Annotated in this window: 17 protein-coding genes; 8 read left to right on the top strand and 9 right to left on the bottom strand. The window is 73.8% G+C overall.

The window, feature by feature from the left end; all coding sequences use genetic code 11:
• Positions 1-174 precede the first annotated feature (174 nt).
• Complete coding sequence (locus HAV39_RS18520; protein ID WP_120319958.1) at positions 175-1242, top strand: YihY/virulence factor BrkB family protein; 1068 nt, start codon at positions 175-177, stop codon at positions 1240-1242.
• Here HAV39_RS18520 and HAV39_RS18515 read toward each other — a convergent pair whose 3' ends face one another.
• Complete coding sequence (locus tag HAV39_RS18515) at positions 1243-1728, bottom strand: glutathione peroxidase (protein ID WP_120319959.1); 486 nt, start codon at positions 1726-1728, stop codon at positions 1243-1245.
• A gap of 57 nt (positions 1729-1785) precedes the next feature.
• Between HAV39_RS18515 and HAV39_RS18510 the strand changes: the two genes are divergently transcribed.
• Positions 1786-2244 carry a hypothetical protein gene (locus HAV39_RS18510; RefSeq protein WP_120319960.1) on the top strand — a complete coding sequence of 153 codons (459 nt, stop codon included), beginning with the start codon at positions 1786-1788 and terminating at the stop codon, positions 2242-2244.
• Positions 2245-2302: 58 nt separating this feature from the next.
• Positions 2303-3463, top strand: a complete 1161-nt coding sequence (locus tag HAV39_RS18505; protein ID WP_191840457.1) for an acetyl-CoA C-acyltransferase — start codon at positions 2303-2305, stop codon at positions 3461-3463.
• Here the strand turns inward: HAV39_RS18505 and HAV39_RS18500 are convergent.
• Positions 3447-6272, bottom strand: a complete 2826-nt coding sequence (locus HAV39_RS18500; RefSeq protein WP_191840456.1) for an AfsR/SARP family transcriptional regulator — start codon at positions 6270-6272, stop codon at positions 3447-3449. The genes HAV39_RS18505 and HAV39_RS18500 overlap by 17 nt on opposite strands.
• 220 nt (positions 6273-6492) lie before the next feature.
• On the opposite strand from HAV39_RS18500, the gene HAV39_RS18495 reads away from it, so the two are divergent.
• Complete coding sequence (locus HAV39_RS18495) at positions 6493-7467, top strand: GNAT family N-acetyltransferase (RefSeq protein ID WP_191840455.1); 975 nt, start codon at positions 6493-6495, stop codon at positions 7465-7467.
• Here the strand turns inward: HAV39_RS18495 and HAV39_RS18490 are convergent, their stop codons facing one another.
• Positions 7468-7917 carry a VOC family protein gene (locus HAV39_RS18490; RefSeq protein WP_191840454.1) on the bottom strand — a complete coding sequence of 150 codons (450 nt, stop codon included), beginning with the start codon at positions 7915-7917 and terminating at the stop codon, positions 7468-7470.
• A 57-nt stretch (positions 7918-7974) separates the two neighbouring features.
• Between HAV39_RS18490 and HAV39_RS18485 the strand changes: the two genes are divergently transcribed.
• Positions 7975-8580, top strand: a complete 606-nt coding sequence (locus HAV39_RS18485) for a CGNR zinc finger domain-containing protein (RefSeq protein WP_191840453.1) — start codon at positions 7975-7977, stop codon at positions 8578-8580.
• 1 nt (position 8581) lies between these two features.
• Here HAV39_RS18485 and HAV39_RS18480 read toward each other — a convergent pair whose 3' ends face one another.
• Together HAV39_RS18480 and HAV39_RS18475 are read right to left on the bottom strand one after the other, a co-directional pair.
• Positions 8582-8770, bottom strand: coding sequence for a DUF4236 domain-containing protein (locus HAV39_RS18480; protein ID WP_120319966.1), 189 nt, complete (start codon positions 8768-8770; stop codon positions 8582-8584).
• Between the two features lie 28 nt (positions 8771-8798).
• On the bottom strand, positions 8799-9716 hold the full coding sequence (locus HAV39_RS18475; protein ID WP_191840452.1) for a PfkB family carbohydrate kinase: 918 nt from the start codon (positions 9714-9716) through the stop codon (positions 8799-8801).
• A 227-nt stretch (positions 9717-9943) separates the two neighbouring features.
• Here HAV39_RS18475 and HAV39_RS18470 point away from each other — a divergent pair, with 227 nt between their 5' ends.
• Positions 9944-10723, top strand: coding sequence for a hypothetical protein (locus HAV39_RS18470; RefSeq protein WP_191840451.1), 780 nt, complete (start codon positions 9944-9946; stop codon positions 10721-10723).
• Positions 10724-10881: 158 nt separating this feature from the next.
• Positions 10882-11931 (top strand): mechanosensitive ion channel family protein, encoded by a 1050-nt coding sequence (locus HAV39_RS18465; RefSeq protein ID WP_191840450.1) that lies wholly within the window; start codon positions 10882-10884, stop codon positions 11929-11931.
• 9 nt (positions 11932-11940) lie between these two features.
• Here the strand turns inward: HAV39_RS18465 and HAV39_RS18460 are convergent, their stop codons facing one another.
• Both HAV39_RS18460 and HAV39_RS18455 read right to left on the bottom strand, forming a co-directional pair.
• Positions 11941-12981, bottom strand: a complete 1041-nt coding sequence (locus HAV39_RS18460; protein ID WP_191840449.1) for a S66 family peptidase — start codon at positions 12979-12981, stop codon at positions 11941-11943.
• Positions 12982-13022: 41 nt separating this feature from the next.
• The gene (locus HAV39_RS18455; protein ID WP_191840448.1) at positions 13023-13370 is read right to left on the bottom strand and encodes an Imm51 family immunity protein; all 348 of its coding nucleotides are present in this window, start codon (positions 13368-13370) and stop codon (positions 13023-13025) included.
• A gap of 257 nt (positions 13371-13627) precedes the next feature.
• Between HAV39_RS18455 and HAV39_RS18450 the strand changes: the two genes are divergently transcribed.
• A complete protein-coding gene (locus HAV39_RS18450; protein ID WP_230690074.1) occupies positions 13628-14050 on the top strand; it encodes an NUDIX hydrolase in 423 nt (140 codons plus the stop codon).
• On the opposite strand, the gene HAV39_RS18445 is transcribed toward HAV39_RS18450, so the two are convergent.
• Together HAV39_RS18445 and HAV39_RS18440 are read right to left on the bottom strand one after the other, a co-directional pair.
• On the bottom strand, positions 14040-18026 hold the full coding sequence (locus HAV39_RS18445) for an AAA domain-containing protein (protein WP_191840447.1): 3987 nt from the start codon (positions 18024-18026) through the stop codon (positions 14040-14042). The genes HAV39_RS18450 and HAV39_RS18445 overlap by 11 nt on opposite strands.
• Positions 18027-18231: 205 nt before the next feature.
• Entirely contained in the window at positions 18232-18957 is a 726-nt protein-coding gene (locus HAV39_RS18440; RefSeq protein ID WP_191840446.1) for a TetR/AcrR family transcriptional regulator, read from the bottom strand.
• Positions 18958-18970 lie beyond the last annotated feature (13 nt).

Genomic DNA, 18970 nt, shown 5'->3' with positions numbered 1-18970 from the left:
TTGCCGCAGCGCACTGACGTGCGCTGCCGTCACCGGGGGTGACCTGATAATACGTGCCGGGCGCGGTCCGCGTGCGTGATCCACAGACGACGCCGTGACCTCGCCGAGCTTGTCGCGCGATGCTCACTCTGATGTCATACGGGGGTATCGATCAGGTCGGTGGCGGAGGCAGCGGTGGCGCGTACGAGGGAACCGGGCCGGGCACACCGGGAGCGGCTGCTCCACATCCTGAGCCGCGGTCCGGAGCGGCCGTCGGAGCTGGGCTTTCGGGCCTGGCTGGGGGTGGCCCGCCGGACCGTGGTGGAGTTGCTCAACGACGAGCTGGCGGACCGGGCCGCGGCGCTGACCTACTACAGCGTGACGTCGATCCTGCCGGGCATGCTGGTGCTGGTCGCCGGGGTGGGCCTGTTCGGGCGGCCGACCAGCGACGCGGTCGCGGAGAACCTGAGCGAGCTGACGCCGCCGCCGGCCCGGCACGCGGTGCTGGAGATCATCGACAACCTGCGCTACGACCAGCGGGCGGCGGGGGTGGCCCTGGCGGTCGGTCTGGCCATCGCGTTCTGGTCGGCCACCAGCTACATCGGCGGGTTCATGCGGGCCGCGAACGTGATCTACGACGTGCCGGAGGGCCGTCCGCTGTGGAAGACGGTCCCAGTGCAGCTGTTCGTCACCGCGGTGACCGGGGTGTCGCTGGCCGCGAGCGCGCTGGCGGTGGTGCTCAGCGGCCGGGTGGCCACCAGCGTCGGGCGGGCGTTCGGCGTCGAGGACGCCACCGTGAAGGTGCTCGACGTGGTGAAGTGGCCGGTCCTGGTGGTGGTGATAAACCTGCTGCTGGCGCTGCTCTACTGGGCCGCGCCGAACGCCCGGCTGGGCGGGTTCCGCTGGATCACCCCGGGCACCATGGTGGCGATGGGCACCTGGATCACGGTGTCGGGCGGCTTCGCGTACTACATCGCGACCTTCGACTCGTACAACCGCACCTACGGCGCGCTCGGCGGCGTCATCGTGTTCCTGGTGTGGCTCTGGCTGACCAACGTCGCGGTGCTGCTCGGCGCGAAGTTCGACGCCGAGTTGGGCCGGGCGCGGGCGATCGCGGCGGGCATGCCGCCCGACGCCGAGCCGTACCTTCCCCTGCGCGACGTGCCCAAGCAGGAGCCCCGCAACGGGCTGCCCGCCCTGGAAGCGGCTCCCGCGGACCGGCCGGCGGACGAGGAGGTACGGCCCGACGAGGGCCGGTCGTGATCAGGCCAGCGCGCGCTCGACGGTGCCGACCAGTTCGGGCGACTCCGGGGTGACCTGCGGGCGCAGCCGGGCGACGACCGCGCCGGACCGGTCGACCACGAACTTCTCGAAGTTCCACTTGACGTCGCCCGCCTCGCCGTCGGCGTCGGCGGTCTGCGTGAGCAGGTCGTACAGCGGGTGCCGGGCGGGGCCGTTGACGTCGATCTTCTCCGTCAGCGGGAAGGTGACGCCGTAGTTGACGTCACAGAACTCGGCGATCTCCTCGGCGCTGCCCGGCTCCTGCCCGGCGAACTGGTTGCACGGCACGCCGAGCACGACCAGCCCCTGGTCGGCGTAGGCCTCGGCGAGCTTCTGCAGCCCGGTGTACTGCGGGGTGAGTCCGCAGCGGGAGGCGACGTTGACGACGAGCACGGCCTTGCCGCGGTACTGGGAGAGGTCGGCGTCGGCGCCCTGCAGGGTCTTGATCGGTACGTCGTAAAGGCTCATGGGGGCCAACCATAGCGCTGGTGCCCGCAGGCACTCCGGTCTGCCACGATGTCGGTCATGACAAGCATCGAGCCCGCCACCGGCGTGAGTCCGGCGGCCCGCGCCGCCCGCGCCGCGGGGTGCGCCTTCGTGTCCCTGGCCGTGTGGATGGGCCTGGCCTACGCGGTGATCCAGCTGCGGGGCTGCGTCGGCGGCATGGAGTGCCTGGGGGACGCGATCGGCATCATCTTCGGCTGCCTGCTCGGTGCGGCGCTGTCGATGTGGGGGCTGCTGCGGCTGGCCCGGGTGCGCCCGGCGTGGCAGGTCGCGCTGGCCGGGCCCGGGGTGTTCCTGCTGCTGGTGTTCGGCCTGGTGGGACGGTTCTTCCTGGGCGTGCCGCAGCTGTGGGTGATCGCCATCATGGCCGCGTACGCGCTCGCCGCGGTGCTGGTCGATCCGCGGGTGTCCGCCCGGGTGCGCTGGATCACGCTCGGCGTGCTGGTCGCCCTGCTGGTGGCGGGGCTGGCCCGGTTCTGAGCACGGACCGCCCCGGACCTGAGTGACCGTTCAGGTTACTTCGCAGTAGGCTGCTGTCATGCGTGATGCGGTGATCATCGGAGCGGTCCGTACCCCCGTCGGCCGGCGCAACTGCGGCCTGTCCGGCGTGCACCCCGTCGACCTGGCCGGGCAGATCCTGCAGGACCTCGGCGACCGCACCGGGTTCGACCCGGCCGACGTCGAGGACGTCATCCTCGGCTGCGTGTCGCAGACCGGCGAGCAGTCCTGGAACATCGGCCGCAACGCGGTGCTCGCCGCCGGCTGGCCGGAGACGGTGCCCGGCACCACCCTGGACCGCCAGTGCGGCTCCAGCCAGCAGGCCGTGCACTTCGCCGCCGCGACCGTGCTGTCCGGGCAGGCAGACTTCGTGGTGGCCGCGGGCGTCGAGTCGATGAGCCGGGTGCCGATGGGCTCGTCGGTCGGCGAGCTCGGCTTCCCGTACGGACCCGAGGTGCGCAGCCGCTACGCCGGGGTCGAGGGCTTCGCCGGGGACGCCCCGGTGCCGTTCAACCAGGGCGTCGGCGCGGAGATGATCGCCGCGCGCTGGGGCTTCGGTCGGGCGCAGCTCGACGAGTACGCGCTGGCCAGCCACCACAAGGCCGCGGCCGCCTCGGACGGCGGCCTGTTCGCCGCGGAGATCGCCCCGGTCGGCGACGTGTACGCCGACGAGGGCATCCGGCGCGAGACGTCGCTGGAGAAGCTGGGCCAGCTGGCGACCCCGTTCAAGGCCGACGGCGTGGTCACCGCGGGCACCGCGTCGCAGATCTCCGACGGCGCGGCGGCGATCGCGGTCACCACGTCGGCGTGGGCGGCCGAGCACGGGTACACCCCGCTCGCCCGCATCCACACCGCGGTGGTGGCCGCCGACGATCCCGTGATCATGCTCACCGCGCCGATCCCGGCCACGGCCAAGGCGCTCCAGCGGGCCGGGCTGTCCATCGGCGACATCGGCGCGTACGAGGTCAACGAGGCGTTCGCGCCGGTGCCGCTGGCCTGGCTGGCCGAGACCGGCGCCGACCCGGCCCGGCTCAACCCGCGCGGCGGCGCGATCGCGCTCGGGCATCCGCTGGGCGCCAGCGGGGCGCGGCTGATGACCACGCTGCTGCACCACATGCGCGACAACGGCATCCGCTACGGGCTGCAGACGATGTGCGAGGGCGGCGGCATGGCCAACGCCACCATCATCGAGCTGCTGTGACTCCGCCGCGCAGCTTCTCGCGCACCGTGGCGGCCTCGGCGTGCCCCAGCTCCTCGAAGATCTCCAGGGCCCGCGTCCAGTAGGACGCGGCGGCCGCCGGATCGCCGACGGCACGGTGGCTGTCGCCGAGGTGGGCGTTCGTCTCCGCCTCGCCGAACCGGTCGCCGAAGTCGCGGTACAGCGCGAGGGTCTGCTCGTAACAGGCGATGGCCTGCTTGTGGTCGCCGAGCTGGGCGTGGGCGTAGCCGAGGCTGTCCAGCGTGTGCGCCTGCCCGTTGCGGTCGCCCAGCTCGCCGAACAGGGCCAGCGCCCGCCCGCAGTGGTCGAGCGCGGCCCGGTGGTCCCCGGCCAGCGCCCGGTACCAGCCGATCCCGTTGAGGGCCCGCGCCTGGCCCGGCAGGTAACCGGCGGTGGTGTAGAGCGCCAGCGCCTGCTCGGTGTGGTGCAGGGCCTGCTCGGTGCGGCCCTGCATCTCCAGCGCGACGCCGAGGTTGTGGTGGGTGTGGCCCTGCCCGGCGTGGTCGTCCACCGCCCGGTACTGCTCCAGCGCCGCGTGGAAGCTGGCCAGCGCGTCGTCGTGGCGGCCCAGCCGCACCTGCGTGCGGGCCACGTGCCGGTGCAGGTGGGCCTGGGCGGGCCGGTCGCCGAGCCGGGCCGTCGCACCGAGCGCGGCGGTCAGCACGGTGATCAGGTCGGACCAGTGGCCGCGCCGGTCCAGATAGGTCGTCAGCTGCCAGGACAGCTGCCACGCCCGCAGGTCCCAGCCCGCCGCCGCGGCCCGGTTCACCGCCGCGACCAGGCAGGCGTGCTCGGCGGTGAACCAGGCCACCGCGGCGGTCGCGTCGCCCGGGTCGTCGACCAGCGTGCCGTCGGCGGGCGGGTCGATCGCCAGCGGCTGGCGTACGGCCTCCAGCCGCCGGTCGGCCTGCCGGGCGGTGTGCAGGTAGTGGTCGAGCAACCGGCCGAGGGCGGCGTGCCGCTCGGCTTCGGGTTCCGCGCTCTCGGCCAGCTCGGCGGCGTACCGGTGCAGCAGGTCGTGGCACTGGTAGCGCCCGGGGACGTGCTCGGTGACCAGGTGCGCCCGGTCCAGCTCGGCGAGCGCGGCCTGCGCCGCCGCGAGCGGGACCCCGGCCAGGCTCGCCGCGGCAGGCCCCGCCAGGTCGGGACCGGGCTGCAGGCCGAGCAGCCGGAACATCCGGGCGGCGGGAGTGCTCAGCGCGCGGTAGGACCAGGAGAAGACGGCCCGCACGTCGGTCGCGGCGTCCCAGCCGGTGAACGCGTCCAGGCCCGCGCCCTCGGCGCGCAGCCGGTCGGCCAGCTCGCGCAGTGGCACGTCGGCCGAGATCGCGGCGCGGGCGGCGACGATGGCCAGGGCCAGTGGCAGGCCGCCGCACAACCGCACGATCTGCTCGACCGCGTCCGGTTCGGCGGCGACCCGGTCGGGGCCGATGCGGCGGGCGAGCAGTTCCCGCGCCTCGGCGTCGGACAGCAGGCCCAGTGCCAGCGGGCGCGCGCCCTCGGTCGCCACCAGGGCGGGCAGCTGGTTGCGGCTGGTCACCAGCACCAGGCAGGTCGGTGAGCCGGGCAGCAGCGGGCGTACGTGTTCGGCGTCGCGCACGTTGTCGAGCACCACCAGCACCCGCTTGCCCGCCAGCAGGCTGCGGTACAGGCCGAGGCTGCCGTCGAGGGTGGCCGGGATGCGTTCGGGCGGCACCGCGAACGCGTCCAGCAGGCTGCGCACCGCCTCGGCCGGCCCCATCGCGGTGCCGTCCGGGTCGAAGCCGCGCAGGTTGAGGTAGAGCTGTCCGTCGGGGAAGCGGTCGGCGATGCGGTGCGCCCAGTGCACGGCCAGCGTCGTCTTGCCCACCCCGGCGGTGCCGGAGATCGCGGAGATCACCACGGTGGTCAGGCCCCGGTCGCCGGGCAGCAGCCCGGCCAGCTTCTCGAGTTCGGCGGCACGGCCGCTGAAGACGGGCGTGTCCGCGGGCAACTGCGCGGGCACCGTGCCCGCCGGTGCCGCGGCGGCGGCTTCGGTGAGGGTGTCCAGGTCGGACACGGCGACGCGGTCCAGACGGGGATCGTCGCGCAGCACCGCGGCGTGCAGGCGGCGCAGCGCCGCACCGGCGTCGATGCCCAGCTCGTCGGCGAGCCGGGCGCGGGCCGCCCGGAACACCTCCAGCGCGTCGGCGCGCCGCCCGGCCCGGTAGTGGGCCAGCATCAGCAGTGCGAGCAGGCTCTCGCGGAACGGGTGGGCGGCGGCCAGCGCGGCCAGTTCGGAACCCGCCTCGGCGTGCCCGCCCAGGTCCAGCCGCAGCCCGAGGCTCTCCTCCCGGGCCCGCAGGTGCTCCTCCGACAGCCGCTGCACCTCGTCGGCCAGCAGCGCGTCGGCGGGCAGGTCGGCGTAGGGCTCGGCGCGCCACAGCCGCAGCGCCTGCGCGAACAGGTCTGCGGCACCGGCGTCGTCCCCGTCGCGGCGGGCGGCCCGGGCCCGCGCGAGCAGGTCGGCGAAGGCGAGGCTGTCCAGCTCGGCGGCGGTCGCGGTGATCCGGTAACCGCCCGGACCGTGGGCGACCCGGGCCGGGTCGCCGAGCGCGGTGCGCAGGCGGTGCACATACACCTGCAAGGTCTTGCGGGCGGTCGCGGGCGGGCTGCCGTCCCACAGCGTGTCGGCCAGCCGGTCCGCGGAGATCGGCTGGTTGGCCCGGCTGAGCAGCACGGCGAGCAGGCGGCGCAGCATCGCGGCCGGCAGCTCGACCGGTGCGCCGTCGCGGTGCACCGCGAGCGGCCCCAGCACGCCGAATGTGATCACGCTTGCTCCCATGTCCCGCCCAGGGTGTCCGACCTTCCAGCAGATGGTCAAGTCAGCGCGCAACCGCCGCGCAACCGCCCGCCCGGAGGATGGTCCACAACACGATGGGGCGTGGCGATGCGGCCTGTCGGTCTGTCAACGGGGGCGGGCCGCCGGGCCGCCCTTGCCCGTGCCGCAAAGCCGATGGCGTGAACCGGCTCCGACGCGCTACAACACCGGTATGACTGTGGCGCCGTTCGATCCCCGGCTGGGTCTGCGCGAGCAGCTGGCCTGCTGGCACGAGGTGGCGTCAGCCGCGGCCAGCCACGACGACCCGGGGCGGACGCCGCTGCCGGCCGCCGCGCACGCCGCGGCGCTGCGCGCACCCCGCCCGGACGGCACGGTGCAACGCTGGCTGGGCTGCGCCGACGGTGAGGTGGTGGGTCTGGGCGAGCTGTTCCTGTCCGATCGGGAGAACCTCGGCTGGGGATTCGCGGAGGTGACCGTGCATCCGCGGCATCGCCGGTCGGGGCACGGCACCGCGCTGCTGGCCGCGATGCGCACCGCTGCCGCCGACGCGGGCCGGGACACGCTGGTGCTGAGCGCGGTCCAGGGCACCCCCGGTCCGGACTGGGCCGCGGCGCGGGGCGCGCGCAAGGCACAGGAGCTGTGGGAGTCCGAGGCAGACCTCGGCGCGCTCGACCCGGGCGCGCTCGGCGACCGGCCCGCGCCGGGATACCGGCTGGTGTGCTGGTCCGACGAGGTCCCCGGCGAGCTGCTGGCGTCGTATGCCGCGGCCGTGGACGCGATGGCCGACTCGCCCGACGGCGGGCTCGGTTACCGGTCCGCGCCTAACTCGCCGGAGCTGGTGCGGGCGAGGGAGCGCTGCGCACGGGCCGCCGGGCTGCAGCGGCGGGTGGTCGCCGCGGTGCACGAGGCCAGCGGCGCGGTGGCCGGGCTGACCGTGCTGGAGATCCCGCTGCTGGCCCCGGCACTGGCCCACCAGGACGACACCGTGGTGGTGCCCGCGCACCGGGGGCACGGGCTCGGCCTGTGGGTGAAGGCGGAGATGGTGCGGCGGCTGGCCGCCGACGGCGGGGTGGTGCGCCGGGTGCGCACCACCACCGACCCGTCGAACAGGCACATGCTGGCGATCAACGAGCGGCTGGGGTTCCGCCGCGTCGGCGTGCGCGAGCAGTGGAAGCTGCCCGTGTGATCACTGCACGCAGAACTCGTTGCCCTCGGGATCGGCCAGCACCACGTGGTGGCTGCCCGGCTCCTGCACCTCGCGCAGGATCGTGGCGCCGAGGCCTTCGAGGCGCTTGACCTCGCCGTCGCGGTGCTCCGGCCCGGCGTGCAGGTCCAGGTGCAGCCGGTTCTTGACCTGCTTCGGCTCCGGCACCCGCTGGAACAGCAGGCGGCGGCCCAGGCCGACCCCGCTGACCGGCTGCACCGGGTCGTCGGGGTGGCGCACCGCGGCCAGGTCACGGAAGGCCTTGCGGCCGTCGACCTCCAGGTAGAGGTCCTCGCCGAGCACACCCTGGCCGACCAGCTGCTCGATCAGCGCGGAGTTGTCCTCGACCTGGTAACCCAGGGCCTGCGCCCAGAACGTGGTCTGCGCGTGCGGGTCGGCGCAGTCGATGACGACCTTCCAGTCCAGTGCCATGACGCTCTCCTCTCGTCCGGTCTGTACCACCGCCATGTAACCACATATAGTGGTTACATGGAACCGGGCTTCGTACTGCGTCCGCCGTCGGGTGGGGTGTTCCGGTTCGATCCCGGCACGCTCTGGCTGGACCTGCTGGTCTCCGGCGGCCCGGGGGAGCTGGCGGTGTTCGAGACGCTGCACGCGCCCGCGGATGCGGCCACCTGGTCGGGGCTGTGCCGGCTGCGCCTGGACCCGGCGCGGGTACACGTCACCGCGGGCGAGCTGGCGGCCCTGGTGCGGCTGCGCGACGGGCTGTGGGAGCTGGCGTGGGCGCTGACCCGCGGCCACCCGGTCTCGCCGGGGATCGCGGCCCTGGTCGACGACGCGGCGGCGCAGCCGTCGCCGGCCCCCCGGCTGCGGGCCACGGGGCTTGGCTTCGCTCGGGAGTGGACGCTGCCCGTCACCGGCACGCAGCTGCTGTCGGCCGTCGCGCGCGACGTCGTCGACGTGCTTACCGGCCCGCACGCCGACCGGGTGCGCGAGTGCGGCGGGCACCGGTGCGGGCTGGTCTTCCTGGACACCTCGCGGCCGGGCAGCCGCCGCTGGTGCTCGATGGAACGCTGCGGCAACCGCAGCAAGGTGCGCGCCCTGCGGGAGCGGCGCGCACCTGATGCCGGCTAGCTCAGCTCTTGTCGCCGCCGCCCTTGTTCTGCTTCCAGGACCAGGGGCCGGGCAGATCCACCCGGTGCGCCCGGGTGCGGGAGTTCCACGACCAGCGGCCGATGCGGAGACTCCATGAGGACAGGCCGCCCTGGGTGAAGTTCAGGCGCAGGGGGCCGAGTTTCCAGGTCTTGCGGAACAGCAGGCTCATGCACCCCATGTAACCGCACACGCACCACTCAAAACGTGGCGGCGCGTGCCAGAAGCGCGGACCGGTCCAGCGGGTCCACTTCGGTCGCCGCGACGGTGCACGCGTGCGCTCCGACAATGGCACCGTATGTCGCGCACCGCTCCGGCGGCAAACCGGTGAGCAGTCCATACAGGAATCCGGCGGCGAACGCGTCACCCGCGCCGTTCGAGTCCACGACCGGCCGCGGCGGGGCCACCGCGGCGAACCGGCGCACCGTGCCGTCGTCGCGGGTGAGCAGGAAACCGCCCCGGTCGCCGTCGGTGGCGACCGCGATCCGCGCCCGGCCCAGCGCCAGCACCCGGCGCAGCGCCGCCTCGGGGTCGGCCAGCGCGGTCGCCGACACGAAGACCACGTCGGCGGCCGCGGCGAACTGCTCGTGGTAAGGGTTCTCGCCGTCCCAGTTGTGCAGGTCCGTGGAGACGGTCACGGCCAGGTCCGCGAGCCGCGCCAGGGCGTACGCGCCCGGATGGGTGATGCACACGTGCACGTGCCGGCACCCCGCGGCCAGCTCCGCCAGCAGCGGCTCGGGGAAGCGGTCGTGCTCGCCGCCGCGGCTGACGTCGTACAGCGACAGCCGCCGCCCGGCCGGGTCGACCAGGTTGACCGCACGCTTGGTGCCGGTGCTGCTCGGCAGCTCGGTGAACGCGATGCCCGACGTCTCGTGCAGGGCCCGCACCAGCGCGCCCTCCGGGTCGTCGCCGAGCACGTCGACGTGATGGACGGGCAGGCCCAGCGCGTGCAGCCCGAGCGCCAGGAAGTCCCCGGTCTGCCCGGCCCGCGTGGTGATCGCCGGGACCAGATGACTGTCCGCATAGGGCAGCGGCAGCTGCGGGACCTGCACGATGGTGTCCACGCCCGCGCCGCCGAGCACCAGCACGCCGAGTTCGGGGTGATGAGGAACACGCATGGTGTGTCGCCTTCCGTCGATGGGTAGTCGACGTTTCAGCCCGTACGGTCCGCAGCCGAGGTCATGCGGTGTCCGCCGAGGTCGCGACAGGTGCGGTCGATCATCACGGATGCCGGGCGGCCGCGTCAAGGCTGTGCTGTCCCGACAGGCGACCATGGCGGAGCCTGGCTAGGCTCCTGGAGCTGTGCCCCGGGACCGTATCCGGGCACCGATGGGGAGGGAACCACGTGAAGACACGACGTTTCGGTGTGGCGGCAGTAGGCCTGATCGCGCTCGCCACCCTGGCGACCGGCTGCAGCAAGGCGGCCGACAAGCCGGGCGCGACCGCGTCCGCGAGCACGTCGGCGGCGGCGTCCGCGCCGGCGGCGGCGCAGGGCTCGGCGTCCGACGCGCTCGCCGCGGCGGCGGCCAAGTTCAAGGACACCACCGCCAAGATGACGATGAGCATGGCCGGGGGCGGTGCGGCCGTGAAGATCACCGGCCAGCTCGACGGCCCGGGCAGGAAGTCCGCCTCGGTAGCGGATGTGCTGACCCTCAAGATGGAGGTCGTCCAGATCGCCGACCAGGTGTGGATGAAGCTCGACGGCGCGCCCGGCATGCCGAAGGGCTGGATGCACATCGACGTCTCCAAGCTCGGCCCGCAGAGCTCGCTGCGCAAGTCGATCGAGGACCCGTCGTACAGCGCCAAGATGCTGGCCACGGCCGCGCAGGTGCAGTGGGACGGGGCCGGCAAGGTCAAGGGTGTGCTCGACCTGTCCCAGTCGCCGTCGATGAATCCGGCTCTGGCGACCACGCTGGGCGACAAGATGAAGGCGGTGCCGTTCACCGCGACCATCGACGGCCAGGGCCGGCTGACCACGATGACGGTCGCCCTCGGCGGGCTGGCCCCGACGGCGGGCGTCGGCGACATGACGATCGCCTACAGCGACTTCGGCGCTCCGGTGACCATCGAGAAGCCGACCGGCGAGATCGTCGAGGCCCCGGCCGCGGTGCTGGCCACGCTCTGACACCGCGATGCGGATGACGCCGCGACGGCGGTGACGCCGCCCGCACCCGGGACCGGGTGCGGGCGGCGTTTCGCATACGGCCGCCCGGGTAGGGGTGGCGACGTGATCATTGGAACGGTGAAGGGTGACGCCGTGCCGACCTGCCCCGGCGCCCGCTGATGGACGCCGAGCGCCTGCTGCGTGCCGTGGTCGTGGTGACCGCGGCGCTGCTGGCGGCCATGGTCGCGGGCTGGCTGTCCGCGCTGGTCGTGCGCCGGGTCGGCCGCCGCCGCTACCGCCGGTTCATGGAGCAGCTCAGCCAGGCCTGCCGCCGCCCGTGGCGGGCCATGCTCGTGGTGGTCGCCCTGCTGGTCGCGCTGCCGTTCACCGACCTCGCCGGGTCGGCCCGCGAGATGGTGCACCACGCCCTGGTCATCGCCCTGATCGGGGCGTCGGCGTGGCTGGCGGTGCGGGTGCTGTTCGTGCTGGAGGACGCCGCGTTCCGGCGGCTGCCGGTGGACGTGGCCGACAACCGGCGCTACCGGCGGGCCCGCACCCGCATCGGCATGCTGCGCCGGCTCACCGCGGTCACCGTCACCGTGCTGGCCGTCGCGTCGATCCTGATGACCTTCGCGCCGCTGCGCACGCTGGGCGCGTCCCTGCTGGCGTCGGCCGGACTGGCCGGGGTGGTGGCCGCGCTGGCGGCCCATGCCACGCTGGCGCACATCTTCGCCGGGCTGCAGCTCGCTTTCACCGACGAGCTGCGCCTCGACGACGTGGTGGTGGTCGAGGGGGAGTGGGGCCGCATCGAGGAGCTGCGGCTGACCTACGTCGTGGTGCGGCTGTGGGACGAGCGGCGGCTGGTCCTGCCCACCACGTACTTCACCACCACGCCGTTCCAGCACTGGACCCGCAACGACTCCCGGGTGCTCGGCGCGTCGGTCCTCTACCTGGACCACCGCATGCCGGTCGACGCGCTGCGGGCCGAGGCGCAGCGCGTCGTCGAGGCGTCGCCGCTGTGGGACCGCCGGGACTGGGTGCTGCAGGTCGTCGACACCACCGAGACCGCGATGGTGGTCCGCGTGCTGGCCTCGGCCGACGACGCGGCGAAGGCCTACGACCTGCGCTGCGAGATCCGCGAGAAGCTCATCGCGTACGTGCGCGAGCACCACCCGGAGGGCCTGCCGCAGACCCGGGTCGCCGTCGTCGCGCCACCCGAGCAGCCGTGACCCGGCCGGTCAGTAACGCACGCTGATCCGCCGCGCGACCCCGTCGACGCGGGCGTCGCCGCCGATCGGCAGGATCTGCTGCGGGTCGGTGTGCCCGATGTCCAGGTCGAAGACGAGCACCGCGTCCGGCGCGTACGCCGCCACGGCCCGCCGGATCGCGGCGCGCTGCTCGGCCCGGTACGCCGCCTTCTGCTCGGCAGTGTTGCGCCGGTCGAAGTTCCAGGCCTTCGCCCGCCCGACCAGCACCGCGGCGAACCGGCCCAGCATGCCGCGCTCGCCCATGCTGCGCAGGGTGTAGTAGACGTCGGCGGCGCTCGGCATGTCCTCGGAGGTCTCCAGGACCAGCATGTGCCCGTCGAAGCGCTCCGGCGGCGCGACGAGGCCCGCCTGCAGCAGCCAGGACAGGATCTCCAGGCAGCCGCCCCACAGCGGGCCCGCCACGACCCGCTGCGGACCCTCCCAGGTCCAGCCGTCGGCCGGCGACATCGGCGGCGGCACGGCCCGCAGCGCGGCGTCCGCCCAGTCGTTCGGCTCGTCGCCGAAGTCGGCCGAGGCGGTCAGCTCGTGCCAGCCGCTGGTGAACAGGGCCGCGCGCAGGCTGTTCGCGCTCACCGGGTGCGTCGCGCCGCCGCGCGCCAGTGAGGTCATCACCGCCCCGCCGTGATAGCCCACGACACCGAGTCCGAACAGGTGGCCGAGCAGGTTGGTGTTGTCGGAGAAGCCGAAGAACGGCTTGGGGTTGGCCCGGATGACGCCGTCGTCCAGGTGGCGCAGCACGGTGATCTGGTCGTCGCCGCCGATGCTGGCCATGACCGCGCTGATCGACGGGTCGGCGAACGCCGCGGTGATGTCCTGGGCGCGCTCACGCGCGGAGGCGGCGGCCGCGCGGGTGGTCGGGAACTCCACCGGCAGCAGCCCGAACTCGTCGCGCAGCCGGGACAGGCCCAGCTCGTACACGTCCGGGAAGACCGCGGGCAGCCCCGCGCTGGGGGACAGGATCGCGATGCGGTCGCCGGGGCGGGGCTTGGGCGGGTAGATCATGTCGGCCATCCGCGGAACCTAACCGATCGGCCCGGCCCGAGCACCCGGTTTCAGTCGAGCAGGCCCTGTTCCTCGGCGCGGGTGATGGCGTCGGCCAGCACGTCCAGGTCGACGACCGCGTCGCGGATGGTCGCGGCGACCTCGAGCAGCGGCTCGGTGTCGGCGGCGCGCACCGAGAACAGGTCGGCCTCGGAGTCGAACTCGACCATGTCGAGCACCTCCGGCGTGCGTTCGGCCAGCAGCACCTGCACCACGCCCTCCCAGGCGTAGCCGTTGCCGAGCCAGCCCTGCTCGTCGAAGATGTCCACATAGTCGTCGAAGTCGTCGAAGGTCAGGCTGAACTCACCGGAGTCGTGCTCGACCAGCTTGCAGGGGTCGAAGTCGGGGTCACGTGCCATGTCCGCGAGCATAGGCCGTGGCACATGTCATTGCGGTTTCGTCGAAAGGCTGACTTCGCCTCGTCCGAACCGGTGAAATCTGCGCGGTCAACCCGCTGTTCGCCACGCGGCCACCGTTGCGGCACGCGACGCGGGGCAGTCCCGGCCGATGCCAATTCCGGCGGGTGTGAGCAGGAAGAAGCGCTCTGAGTGGCGAATCAGCGGTTCGACCATCTGTGCGACCGCGCGAGAACATGGCAGGCTTTCTCATCGTGACGATGGTCAGGCAGTGGCAGCGGGTCTCGGCGTACGGGTTGGCGCGCGAGGGCGACACCGTGCTGCTCGTGCAGATCGGCCGCAGCGCCCACGGGGACCTGGGCAAGTGGATGCCGCCCGGCGGCACCATCGAGCACGGCGAGCACCCGGCCGAGACGGTGGTGCGCGAGTTCGCCGAGACCACCGGCCTGGAGGTGCGGGTCGACGGGCTGCTGGAGGTCGGTTCCGACCACCGGCAGCTGACCGGCGGCATCGACTTCCACGGCGTGTTCATGCTCTACGGCGTGACCGTGCTCGGCGGCGACCTGCGCCCCCAGCCCGACGGCATCATGGTGGAGCCCAGCTGGCACAGTGCCTCCGAACTGGACTCCATCCCCATGCTCGACGCGGTGCGCGACGTGCTGCGCACCGCCGTCAAGAAGTAGGCTCGCCGCCCACCGCCTCGCGCCGGGCCTGGCGCAGCGCCTCGGTGATGCGCGGGCCGCGGCGAGTGAAGCCCAGCTGCGTGGTGGCCTCGGCGACGACCTCGTCCTCGGTGCGGTTGAGGCCGTCGCTCTCGATCCAGCGGATCAGGTCCACCAGCGTCTGCCGCGGCACCTCGGTGATCTGCGCGGCCGGCGGCAGCTCGGGCTTCGGGGCGCTGCGCGCGGTCGCCGACGGCAGCCGCAGGGTGACGCCCTCGGCCACGGTGTCGATCGGCAGCCCGGCCGACTCCGACACCGCGAGGTCGTACACGGCCCGCGCCTTGGCGATCTCCACCTCGCGCTGGCGCATCCAGTCGGTGGACCAGATGCGGTGGAAGCGCCAGCCCAGCCGCTCCAGGTGCTGCTGGCGCAGCCGGTCGCGGTCGCGCACGGTCGGCGAGGCGTGGTACGACGCCCCGTCGGCCTCGATCGCCAGCACCAGCCGCTCCGGGTCGTCCGGGTGGGTGGCGGCGAAGTCGATGCGGTGCCCGCCGACGCCGTGCTGCACCACCAGCGGGATGCCCGCCGCGGTGAGCTTGGCCAGCACGTCGGCCTCGAACGGGTTCAGCGCCGGCGCGGTGACCGTGGCCAGCGTCTCGCGGCGGCCACCGGAGGAGGCGTACGCCAGGAAGTCGCGCAGCATCACCGCGCCCTCGGCGCGCAGCCGCTGCGGGTCCATGTCCAGGTGGGTGAACGAGCTGACCACGGTCATCCGGCGGCGGGCCCGGGTGATCGCCACGTTGAGCCGCCGGTGGCCGCCCTTGGTGTTCAGCGGCCCGAAGCGGTACAGCATCCGCCCGTCCAGGCCCTTCGGGTAGCCGACGGTCAGGATCACCGCGTCGCGCTCGTCGCCCTGCACCCGCTCGATGTTCTTGACGAAGAACGGTTCGTGCCCGTGCTCGGAGAAGTACGGCTCCAGCTCCGGCCGGGTGGCCAGCGCCCGGCGCAGCGCGGCGTCGACCCGTTCGGCGTGGGTGATGCCCATGGTGATGACGCCGAGCGACTCGGCGGGCCGCTGCGCGGCGTGGGCGAGGATCAGCTCCACCACCCGGCGCACCTCGGCGCTGCCGCTCTCGGCCGACGCGTCCGGGTCGGCCTCGCCGCTGACCAGCACGTGGCTGATGCAGTCCCCGGCGTCCGCGCCCGGGAACGTGGTCAGCGCGTTGCCGTTCGGGCTGTACACGTGCCGGTCGGAGAACGCGATGAGCCGCTCGTCGCGGCTGCGGTAGTGCCAGGCCAGGTGCCGCACCTGCGGCAGCGGCAGGGTGTGCGCGAACGCCTGCAGCAGCGACTCGACGTCGTCGCCGAGCGCGGTGCCGTCGTCGGGGGTGTCGGCGTCGCCGTCGGCGCGCTGGAAGAAGTTGGTCGGCGGCAGCTGGTGCTCGTCCCCGGCCACCACGACCTGGCGGCCGCGCATGATGGCGGGCACGCCGTCGACCGGCTCGACCTGGCTGGCCTCGTCGAAGATGACCACGTCGAACAGGACCCGGGCCGGTAGCACCTGGCTGACCAGCAGCGGGCTCATCGCCCAGCACGGCTTGAGCGCGGTCAGCGCGTCCGGCGCCTGCTCGAACAGCCGCCGCACCGGCAGGTGCCGGGCCTTCTTCGCGGCCTCGCGGCGCACCAGCTGCTGCTGCTCGGGGAACTCGTCCAGCACCGCCATCAGGTTGCGGGCGGCCAGGTGCCGCACCCGCTGCGCGGCGGCGGTGATGTGCGCGGCGTCGGCGGTGTGGAACTCGGTCACCGCCGCGTGCAGGGCCGCGCCGTGGAACGTCGACAGGTGCTCGTCGGTGAAGCGCACGTGCTCCAGCACCGAGCTGAGCCACGCGTGGTCGAACGCGGCCCCGGCCCGCGCGGTGTCCCCGCCGACGGCGCGCGCGGCGAGCTCGTCGAGCAGCCGCCGGCCCCGCCACTCCACCAGGGACGCGGCCAGCTCGTTGCGGCGCGCGGTGCGCAGCAGGTCGGCCTGGTCGCCGGCGAGCCGGTCCAGCTCCGGCTGCAGCAGCCCCAGGTCGTCGTTGTCGACCGGCACGTTGCCGCGCAGCGCCTCCAGCGCGCCCGCGAACTCGGCGAACGCGGCCAGCGCCGGGGCGGCGGCCGGGCTGGTGCGCGGCGGCTGCCCGTCGCGGCTGACCACGCGCCAGCGGGTCAGCTCGTCGGCCGCGGCGACGGCGGCCCCGTGCAGCTCCGCGGTGCTCGGCCGGCCGGGCGCGAGCCAGTGCGCCCGGATCTGCTTGAGCACCTTGCGGCGCTGCCAGAAGCCCATGCCGCCGCGCTCGGGACCGGTCGCGGAGGCGGTGATCCAGGCGGCGAGATCGGCGGAGTACGCCTCCGGCCGCAGCCGCCGCAGCGTGGCGTCCACCTCGGACAGCAGCGCGGCCATCTTCTGCGCCGAACTCAGGGTGCCCGGCACGGACAGGCCCAGTTGCGCGGCCAGCGCCGTGAGCTGCTGCCGGGCCGGGGCCAGCGTGGTCGCGGCCTGCGCGGCCAGCGCGTACGCCGACTGCGCGGCCGCGCGATCGGGGATCGTCGAGCGGACCCACGGCCCCGGGCCGGGCTCCGGGTCGAACGCGCCGAGCTGCGCCAGCTCCGTCACCGCGGCGCGCAGCCGGGCCGCGGTCGGCGCGTCGAGGCGGGCCAGGTCGTCGCCGGACCAGCGCTGCGGGGTCATGTCCGCCGGGCTGATGCCCAGCAGCCGCGACTGCAGCTCGAACATGGACAGGCCCCACGGGTCGTGCCTGGTGTGCAGCGCGGCGTGGTGGGCCGACAGCGCGGTGCGCGCGTCGACCAGGCTGCGGTCGGTGTCCTCGGTGGTCGGCCGGGTCTCGTGGCGCGCCCGCTGCAGCCGCGAGTCCAGTGCCCGCGCCAGCTCGCGGCGGCTGCTGTGGTCGCCGTGCAGGTTCTGCACGAGGTCGTCGAGGCCGACCTGGTTCAGCCGGTCCAGCACCGCGTCGATGGCGGCGCGCTTCTCCGCGACGAACAGCGCCGTGCGCCCCCGTGCCGCCAACGCCATGATCATGTTTGCGATGGTCTGGCTCTTGCCGGTCCCCGGCGGGCCCTTGACCACCAGGTGGTGCCCGGCGACCGCGGCGTTGACCGCGTAGCTCTGCGACGAGTCGGCGTCCAGCACCAGGAACTCGTCGGCCGGGGGCAGCCGGTCCGGCGCGTCGGCCTCGACCGGCGCGGTGGCGTACAGCTCGCTCAGCGCCCGCGGGTCGCCCGCCAGCGCGGCGATGACCTCGCTGCTCTCCAGCAGCTCGCCGTGCTCGGTGATGTCGGCGACCATCGGCAGCTTCTCGTAGAGGAACGTGCCCACCAGCAGCTCGGGGCTGACCGTGAAACCGCGCACGTCCTGCGCCGCCTTGGCCAGCTGCTCGAACAGCGGCGCGGGATCGTAGGGCCCCTCCGGCAGCGCGTCGAGCAGCGTCTCCGGGTCGAGGTCGAGCCGGTGCTCCTTGAACAGCTTGAACAGCAGCACCGGATTGACCGTCGGCTCCGGATCGAGCGTCAGCGCGAAGTCGGTCTCCGCGGCCGACGTGGTGCGCACGGTCAGCCGGTGCAGCAGCACCGGCGAGCGCGGCGTGCGGTCGGCCTCCCACCAGCTCGCGATCCCGCTGGCCAGGTAACCGACGTCGACCCCGCGCTCCTCGGCCAGCGTGCGCATCCGGGTCCGGATGGTCCGCGCGCGCCGCATCGCGTCGGCGTGCGCGACGTCGTCCGGAAACAACTGACGCAGCGTGACGGTGCGCCCGGCCGTCAGCACCGTCACCGCCTCCGGTCGGGCGTCGTCGAGCCGCAACGTCCCGGCCCGCAGATCGCGGTAGTACGCCAGCTGGTTACGCCCGGAGTCGTCCACCAGCGCATCTGCCCACCGCCTGGTGGCGAGCGCGACATGGGACGGCTGCGGCAACTGCGGTGCACTGTCGGACACGGTCACGGCCCAACGATGGCAGACTCCCGCACCCCCGCCAAGCGCCCCACCGAAAGGAAGGGCACCTTGCCATCGCTATGCGTAGCGGAAGGGCACCTTCCTAACGGGGGACCGCGGGCGCGCCGCGGGTGATCGCGGCTTGGTGTCGAAAGCTTTGGTCGTGCCCCACGATCTGACACGAAACAGTGATCATCGCTCGGGGGCCGGCGGGTCAGCGGGATGCCGAGCCGCGTATCGGCCGGTCGCGCGTGGTGGCGGGCCGCGCCGCGGCCGCTTGCTCCGCGGGCACGCCTCGGGTCGCGTGGGCGTGGGCGTGGCTGGTGATGACGTGCAGCAGGTCGTCGAGGCCGGCGGTGAACTCGGTGTCCCAGTCGGGCGGCTGTGCCAGTACCCCCGAAAGCTCTTGATGCGCGGGCGCGGCGCCGCCCGCGGCGGTGGCCCGTGCGTGCCGGCGTGGGTCGGCCGGCGCGAAGCGGCCGGTGATCTCGCCGATCGCATAGCCGAGCACATAGGTCGAGACCAGCCGTTCCAGCCGCGGCACCTGCGCCGCCGGCACGCCCGCGTCCAGCAGCGCCCGGTAGAGGGCGTCGACCAGGCGCACCGCGTCGGGCGTGACCGCGGGCCGGGACAGCAGCAGGGGATAAGCGGCCGGGTGCCGGTGGGCGAGCGCGCGGCCCGCGTGGGCGATGGCGCGCAGCCGCACGTCCCACGCGCCGGGAGTGCCCGCCGCGGGCAGCAGCTCGGCCAGCATCAGGTCCACCAGTCCGTCGAGCAGGGCGTCCTTGTTGCCGACGTACGGGTACAGCGCCATCGGCGTCACCCCGACCCGGGCCGCGACCGCGCGCATGGACAGCGCGTCCAGGCCGCGCTCGTCGGCCAGCGCCAGCGCGGCGGTCAGGATCTCCCGCCGCCGGGCCTCGACACCCAGTTCCGCCATGCTCTACAGTGTA

Origin of the sequence: Catellatospora chokoriensis (assembly GCF_011297315.1) — a bacterium.
Lineage (GTDB): Bacteria > Actinomycetota > Actinomycetes > Mycobacteriales > Micromonosporaceae > Catellatospora > Catellatospora citrea.
Note: the sequence above shows the minus strand (reverse complement) of the source record. Positions and strands in the feature narration are given on the sequence as shown.

What these genes read in the sequence shown, in the direction of transcription:
- HAV39_RS18480 (WP_120319966.1), bottom strand. Translation starts at nt 8,770, where the DNA reads ATGAGCCTGCTGTTCCGCAAGACCTGGAAACTCGGCCCCCTGCGCCTG.
- HAV39_RS18490 (WP_191840454.1), bottom strand. Translation starts at nt 7,917, where the DNA reads ATGGCACTGGACTGGAAGGTCGTCATCGACTGCGCCGACCCGCACGCG.
- HAV39_RS18460 (WP_191840449.1), bottom strand. Translation starts at nt 12,981, where the DNA reads ATGGCCGACATGATCTACCCGCCCAAGCCCCGCCCCGGCGACCGCATC.
- HAV39_RS18450 (WP_230690074.1), top strand. Translation starts at nt 13,628, where the DNA reads ATGGTCAGGCAGTGGCAGCGGGTCTCGGCGTACGGGTTGGCGCGCGAG.
- HAV39_RS18455 (WP_191840448.1), bottom strand. Translation starts at nt 13,370, where the DNA reads ATGGCACGTGACCCCGACTTCGACCCCTGCAAGCTGGTCGAGCACGAC.
- HAV39_RS18485 (WP_191840453.1), top strand. Translation starts at nt 7,975, where the DNA reads ATGGAACCGGGCTTCGTACTGCGTCCGCCGTCGGGTGGGGTGTTCCGG.
- HAV39_RS18440 (WP_191840446.1), bottom strand. Translation starts at nt 18,957, where the DNA reads ATGGCGGAACTGGGTGTCGAGGCCCGGCGGCGGGAGATCCTGACCGCC.
- HAV39_RS18465 (WP_191840450.1), top strand. Translation starts at nt 10,882, where the DNA reads ATGGACGCCGAGCGCCTGCTGCGTGCCGTGGTCGTGGTGACCGCGGCG.
- HAV39_RS18515 (WP_120319959.1), bottom strand. Translation starts at nt 1,728, where the DNA reads ATGAGCCTTTACGACGTACCGATCAAGACCCTGCAGGGCGCCGACGCC.
- HAV39_RS18510 (WP_120319960.1), top strand. Translation starts at nt 1,786, where the DNA reads ATGACAAGCATCGAGCCCGCCACCGGCGTGAGTCCGGCGGCCCGCGCC.
- HAV39_RS18475 (WP_191840452.1), bottom strand. Translation starts at nt 9,716, where the DNA reads ATGCGTGTTCCTCATCACCCCGAACTCGGCGTGCTGGTGCTCGGCGGC.
- HAV39_RS18505 (WP_191840457.1), top strand. Translation starts at nt 2,303, where the DNA reads ATGCGTGATGCGGTGATCATCGGAGCGGTCCGTACCCCCGTCGGCCGG.
- HAV39_RS18495 (WP_191840455.1), top strand. Translation starts at nt 6,493, where the DNA reads ATGACTGTGGCGCCGTTCGATCCCCGGCTGGGTCTGCGCGAGCAGCTG.